The sequence below is a fragment of the Corallococcus sp. 4LFB genome, assembly GCF_046520365.1.
Classification (GTDB): Bacteria; Myxococcota; Myxococcia; order Myxococcales; family Myxococcaceae; genus Corallococcus; species Corallococcus caeni.
Genome location: NZ_JBKGHJ010000517.1, coordinates 1 through 5464, shown reverse-complemented (window position 1 = coordinate 5464; position 5464 = coordinate 1). Strand labels below are relative to the sequence as shown.

Annotated in this window: 6 protein-coding genes; 3 read left to right on the top strand and 3 right to left on the bottom strand. The window is 71.5% G+C overall.

The window, feature by feature from the left end; genetic code table 11:
• Positions 1 to 100 precede the first annotated feature (100 nt).
• Together ACLEQD_RS35700 and ACLEQD_RS35695 are read right to left on the bottom strand one after the other, a co-directional pair.
• A complete protein-coding gene (locus ACLEQD_RS35700; RefSeq protein ID WP_410390289.1) occupies positions 101 to 400 on the bottom strand; it encodes a 2'-5' RNA ligase family protein in 300 nt (99 codons plus the stop codon).
• A gap of 27 nt (positions 401 to 427) precedes the next feature.
• Positions 428 to 970 carry a metal-dependent hydrolase gene (locus tag ACLEQD_RS35695; RefSeq protein ID WP_410390287.1) on the bottom strand — a complete coding sequence of 181 codons (543 nt, stop codon included), beginning with the start codon at positions 968 to 970 and terminating at the stop codon, positions 428 to 430.
• Positions 971 to 1040: 70 nt separating this feature from the next.
• Here ACLEQD_RS35695 and ACLEQD_RS35690 point away from each other — a divergent pair, with 70 nt between their 5' ends.
• On the top strand, positions 1041 to 2282 hold the full coding sequence (locus ACLEQD_RS35690) for an adenylate/guanylate cyclase domain-containing protein (RefSeq protein WP_410390285.1): 1242 nt from the start codon (positions 1041 to 1043) through the stop codon (positions 2280 to 2282).
• A gap of 59 nt (positions 2283 to 2341) precedes the next feature.
• Here ACLEQD_RS35690 and proS read toward each other — a convergent pair whose 3' ends face one another.
• Positions 2342 to 3775 (bottom strand): proline--tRNA ligase, encoded by a 1434-nt coding sequence (gene proS, locus ACLEQD_RS35685; protein ID WP_410390283.1) that lies wholly within the window; start codon positions 3773 to 3775, stop codon positions 2342 to 2344.
• Between the two features lie 127 nt (positions 3776 to 3902).
• Between proS and ACLEQD_RS35680 the strand changes: the two genes are divergently transcribed.
• Complete coding sequence (locus tag ACLEQD_RS35680; protein WP_410390281.1) at positions 3903 to 4598, top strand: DUF4336 domain-containing protein; 696 nt, start codon at positions 3903 to 3905, stop codon at positions 4596 to 4598.
• 118 nt (positions 4599 to 4716) lie between these two features.
• Positions 4717 to 5343 (top strand): MXAN_6652 family MXYO-CTERM-anchored protein, encoded by a 627-nt coding sequence (locus tag ACLEQD_RS35675; protein WP_410390279.1) that lies wholly within the window; start codon positions 4717 to 4719, stop codon positions 5341 to 5343.
• The last annotated feature ends 121 nt before the right edge of the window (positions 5344 to 5464 follow it).

Here is a 5464-nt window from a genome sequence, read left to right as displayed (position 1 = left end):
CGGCGGCCTGGCGCGGGCCAGCGTCAGGTGCGCGGTGTACTCGGGTGCTCGAGTGAGCCAGCGGCTCCAGGCGCGCGGGCCACGTCCGCCTGGAGCGCCTTCAGCGCGGCGGTGTCCCGCGCACGTCCGGCCCAGAGCACGCGCGGGTGGAGGGCGGACCGAACGTCCGCCGCCGGCACCGACAGCACGAAGGCGCGTGGTACAGCCCCACCGGCTCCAGCGCGTCGCGCAGCTCCGGCAGGCGGCCGTCGTCCACGTCTCCCAGGAACAGCAGCGTCAGGTGCACGCCCTCCGCCCGCACCCACTTCGCGTCCGGCGCGAGGGCGCGCAGGCGCTCGATGCCCCGCCCGGTTTCAGCGGTGAGGGCGTCTCCCAGCGTCACGGCGGTGAACAGGCGCATCGCGATGCTCCTCCTCGAGAACCGGCATCAGGGAACCTGGACGCTCCGGGCCGCGCGCGACTTCCTTGGCCACAGCGCGTACAGCCAGGCGGGCAGGAACACGAGGAACTCCACGCCGCTCACGTACAGGCCTCGCGCGGAGAGCATGCCCGCGCCGATGGGCGCCACCGGCAGCGGCCGCAGCGGGGCGAAGACGCGCGCGTGGGAGAAGGGCCAGAAGAGGGCCGCGCCCAGCCCGCCGTCCGTGAGCGTGTCCAGGATGCCGTGGCTGGCCACCGCCGCGAGCGTCAGCAGGCCCCAGCGCGTGGCGGACTCCCCCTTCCACCGGGCCAGCGCCGCCACCGCGAGCGCCACCCCCGCCGCGAAGACGAACGAGTGCGACGCGCCGCGGTGCCCCCACGTCGCCGCGTAGGGGATGCGCAGCGCGAACGCCACCACGTCCGCGTCCGGCAGGAGGGCCAGCAGCGACAGGAACCCCATCACCGCCAGCCGTCGGCGCCAGGGCACCGCCGCCCCGGTCTCGTAACGTCCCAGCGCCATGCCCACGGCCACGTGCCCGATGCTCGCCATGCGCGGGACCCTAACGCAGCGGGGGCCACCTGGAGAGGGCCCCCATGCGTGGGGTAGCCTCCGTCGATACATGCGGTTCCTGTTCTCACGCGCTCGTGTCGAAGCCACCCTGCAACGCCGTCTGGAGGAGTGGCGGGCCGACGTCGGCTCCTGGCTCAACATGACGCGCGTCGGCGCCACCACGGCGTGGCTGCTGCTGGCCATGGCGGACGACTGGAGCGTGTCGCGCGGCGTGCTGGCGGCCTACATCGCGCTCGCGGCGCTGTCGTGGGCGGCGGCGCGCCGGGTGCCGTACCTGCTGCGGCGGCCCGCGCTGGGCGTGGCGCTGCTGGACATGCCGCTCATCTACTTCCTCCAGGCGCAGGCCATCCCGGCCTCCGCCAACGGCGTGCCCACCGCGCTGCTCACCATGGGCGTGTACCTGGTGCTGGTGGTCATCGTGTCCATGGTGACGCTGTCGCGGCTCATCGTCGCGGGCGCCACGGCGCTGGGCATCGTCGCGGTGGCCCTGCTCACCCTGAGCGCGGGCCTGGCGCCCGCCCAGTTCCTGCCCGGCATGGTGCTGGTGATGGTGCTCGCGTCGTCCGTGGCCTTCTTCATCAGCCGCACGGTGATGGGGCTGGTGACGGACGTGGTGCGCGAGGAGATGCAGCGCGAGCGGCTGGGGCGCTTCTTCTCCCCGGAGGTCGCGCGGCGCATCTCGCAGAAGGGCACCGACGGCGAGGCGGGCGAGCACCGCGAGGTGACGCTGCTCGTCTCCGACATCCGCGGCTTCACCACGCTGTCGGACCGGATGGAGAGCCCCCAGGTGGTGGCGCTGCTCAACGAGTACCTGTCGCGCATGGTGGAGGTGGTGTTCCGCCACGGCGGCACGCTCGACAAGTTCATGGGCGACGGCATCCTCGCGTACTTCGGCGCGCCGCTGGACCAGCCCGGCCACCCGGCCGCCGCCGTGTCGTGCGCGCTGGCCATGCTGGAGGCGCTGGACACGCTCAACCAGGAGCGCGCCGCCCGGGGCGAGTTCCCGCTGAGCATCGGCGTGGGCGTGCACACCGGCCGCGTGGTGGTGGGCGCGGTGGGCAGCGAGCAGCGCCGCGAGTACACCGTCATCGGCGACGCGGTGAACCTGGCCAGCCGCATCGAGGGCCTGACGAAGAAGGTCGGCGCCCCGGTGCTCGTCTCCCACGCCACGCGCGAGCGCTGCCAGGAGGCCTTCGACTTCGAGGCCGCCGCCCCGCTGCCCGTCGCGGGCAAGCCGGAGCCCGTGGCCACCTTCCTGCCCCGCAAGCGGAGCCTGCTCGCCGCGAGCTGAAAAGACAGCGGGGCCGGGAGTCGCCTCCCAGCCCCGCGGGTGTTGCGCTCCGGGAAGGCTCAGTACGCCTTGGAGAACACGATGCGGCCCTGCGACGGGTTGCCGGTCATCACGCACTTGCCCGGCTCCTGCTTGAGGCTGAACGGGCGGCAGCGGGTGGTGAGGCCCGTCTCCTCCTTGATGCGCGCCTCCGTCTTCGGGTCGCCGTCCCAGTGCGCCAAGAGGAAGCCGTCCTCCGCGCGCGCCTTCAGCTCCTCGTAGGAGTTGACCTCGAAGGTGTGCGAGTCGCGGAAGTCCTTCGCCTTCTGGAACAGGTCCTTCTGCATCTGGTCCAGCATGGTCTGGGCCTTGGCGGCGGCCTCGTCCAGCGACACGAACTCCTTCTGGCGCAGGTCGCGGCGCACCATCACGCAGGAGCCCTTGGCCAGGTCCTTGGGCCCCAGCTCGATGCGCAGACACGTGCCGATGAGCTCGTGCTCGTTGTACTTGAAGCCCGGGCCCTTCGTTTCGTCGTCGTCCACCACCACGCCCAGGCCCGCCTTGCGCAGGTCCGCGGCCAGCGCGTGCGACTTCTCCATCACCTGCGTCTTCTCCGCGTCCGTCGCCTTGCCCGCGATGGGGATGATGACCACGTGCGTGGCGGCGATGCGCGGCGGCACCACGAGGCCCGCGTCATCCGAGTGCGTGAGGATGAGCCCGCCGATGAGGCGCGTGGAGGAGCCCCACGACGTCTGCCACACGTGGTGCACGCGGCCGTCGCGGCCCTGGAACGTGGTGTCGAAGGCCTTGGCGAAGTTCTGGCCCAGGTTGTGGCTGGTGCCCGCCTGGAGCGCCTTCTTGTCCTGCATCATGGCTTCGATGCTGTACGTGCGCAGCGCGCCGGCGAACTTCTCCGACTCCGACTTGCGCCCCGGCAGCACGGGCATGGCCATGTAGTCCTCCGCGAACGCGCGGTAGACCTCCAGCATCTGCAGCGTGCGCTCCTCCGCCTCCGCCTCCGTCTCATGGCAGGTGTGGCCCTCCTGCCAGAGGAACTCCGTGGTGCGCAGGAACAGGCGCGTGCGCATCTCCCAGCGCATCACGTTGGCCCACTGGTTCACCAAGAGCGGCAGGTCCCGGTAGCTCTGGATCCACTTGGAGAAGCTGCGGTTGATGATGGTCTCGGACGTGGGCCGGATGACCAGCGGCTCCTCCAGCTTCTGGCCGCCCGCGTGCGTGACGACCGCCAGCTGCGGGTTGAAGCCCTCCACGTGCTCGGCTTCCTTCTTGAGGTAGCTCTCCGGGATGAGCAGCGGGAAGTAGGCGTTCTTCACGCCCGTGTCCTTGAACATCTTGTCCATCGTCCGCTGGATGTTCTCCCACAGCGCGTAGCCGTTGGGGCGGATGACCATGCAGCCCTTCACGTCCGAGTAGTCGGCGAGCTTCGCCTTCTGGACCAGGTCGACGTACCACTCGGAAAAGCCCTTCTCGCGGGGCGTGAGCTTCTCGGCCATGTGCTGGGCACCTTGCTTGGGGATGGAAAGAGGGGGGTTGCCTACGATGGGATGTTCCGGAAATCAACGCCGGACCGAGGCCGGACTCGTCCCCGGAACGCCGTCCGTGCTTGGAGGAGGACCCGCCATGCCTACGCTCCCTGACGCCGCGCCCCGCGGGCTCGCCGACGACGTCTTCGTGTTCGAAGCCCCCTTCACCCTCTTCGGCGTCCCCGTGGGGGGCCGGATGACGGTCCTCCGCCTGCCGGACGGCGGGCTGTGGGTGCACTCGCCCGTCGCCTTCACGCCGGAGCGGAGGGCCGCCGTGGAGGCCCTGGGCCAGGTGCGCTTCCTCGTCGCCCCCAACCTCTTCCACCACCTGCACCTGCCGGACTGGGCCGCGGCCTTCCCCGACGCCCGGGTGGTGGCGCCCGCGGGGCTGCGCGCGAAGCAGCCGGCGCTGCGAATCGACCAGGAGCTGGAGGACACGCCCGACCCCGCCTGGGCCCCCGTGCTGGACCAGATGCACGTGCGCGGCATGCCCCAGCTCAACGAGTTCCTCTTCTTCCACCGCCCCAGCCGCACGCTCATCGTCACCGACCTGGCCTTCCACTATCCGCGCGCGGAAGGCTGGAAGCTGCGCGCGTACCTGTGGCTGGACGGCGTCCTGGGGCGGTTCGCGGCCCCGCGCTTCCTGCGCCTGTTCACGAAGGACCGGGAGGCCGCGCGCGCCGCGCTCCAGCGTGCGCTGGGGTGGGACGTGGAGCGCGTCGTCGTCTGCCACGGCCAGGTGCTGGAGCACGGCGGCCACAAGGCGCTCCAAGACGCCTTCACCTGGCTGTAGGGCGCGGTACGCCCTGCCCCCGCGTCACAGGGGAGTGTCGCCTGCTGCACTCCACGCCGCGCTGCGCTAGAAGGGGCCCTCCTTGTCTTTCCTGAATTCCCCCCAGGAGGTTCCTTTCATGCGGTCCATTCTTTCGTCCGTGGGCGCGGTCGCGGTGTGCCTCGTCGCGGGCTCCGCGCTCGCCAACTCCACCGGCATCAGCGGGCGCAGCGGCAAGCAGGGCGTGTCCTGCACCGCGTCCGGCTGCCACGGCGGCGGGGCCAGCACCCCCACCGTGACGCTGGAAGGTCCCACCGCGCTGACGGCGGGCCAGACGGGGCAGTACTCGCTGGTCATCACCGGCGGTCCCGGTGTGAAGGCGGGCATGAACGTGGCCACGGACGGCGCGACGCTGACCGCGGGCTCGGGCACGAAGCTGCTGAACGGGGAGCTGACGCACTCGCTGCCCAAGAACTTCACCAGCGGCTCCGCGCGCTTCGACTTCTCGCTGGTGGCCCCGGCCACCAACGGCACCTACAAGGTCTACGCCGCGGGCAACTCCGTGAACGGCAACAGCGAGTCCACGGGCGACGCGCACGCCAACGCCACGCTGGACGTCGTCGTCACCGGCGGCACCGACCCCGTTCCCGATGAGGGCGATGACGAGAACGGCTGCTCCGCGGCCACCAGCGGCGCGCCGGCGGTGCTCATCGCCGTGTTCGCGGCGCTGGCCGCGCGCCGCCGCCGGAAGAACGCGCAGGGCTGACGCCCGGCTGCCCTCCGGCCGTGCCCCGGGGGCGGGACGACAACGCGAGGGCGGGCGGCCTACCATCGCCCCCCTTGATGCGACCAAGCCCCCTCCTGACCGCATTGTTCGTCGCGGGATC

Excerpts from the sequence above, each read along its gene's own strand:
- ACLEQD_RS35700 (WP_410390289.1), bottom strand. The coding sequence starts at position 400 with ATGCGCCTGTTCACCGCCGTGACGCTGGGAGACGCCCTCACCGCTGAA.
- ACLEQD_RS35695 (WP_410390287.1), bottom strand. The coding sequence starts at position 970 with ATGGCGAGCATCGGGCACGTGGCCGTGGGCATGGCGCTGGGACGTTAC.
- ACLEQD_RS35690 (WP_410390285.1), top strand. The coding sequence starts at position 1,041 with ATGCGGTTCCTGTTCTCACGCGCTCGTGTCGAAGCCACCCTGCAACGC.
- proS (WP_410390283.1), bottom strand. The coding sequence starts at position 3,775 with ATGGCCGAGAAGCTCACGCCCCGCGAGAAGGGCTTTTCCGAGTGGTAC.
- ACLEQD_RS35680 (WP_410390281.1), top strand. The coding sequence starts at position 3,903 with ATGCCTACGCTCCCTGACGCCGCGCCCCGCGGGCTCGCCGACGACGTC.
- ACLEQD_RS35675 (WP_410390279.1), top strand. The coding sequence starts at position 4,717 with ATGCGGTCCATTCTTTCGTCCGTGGGCGCGGTCGCGGTGTGCCTCGTC.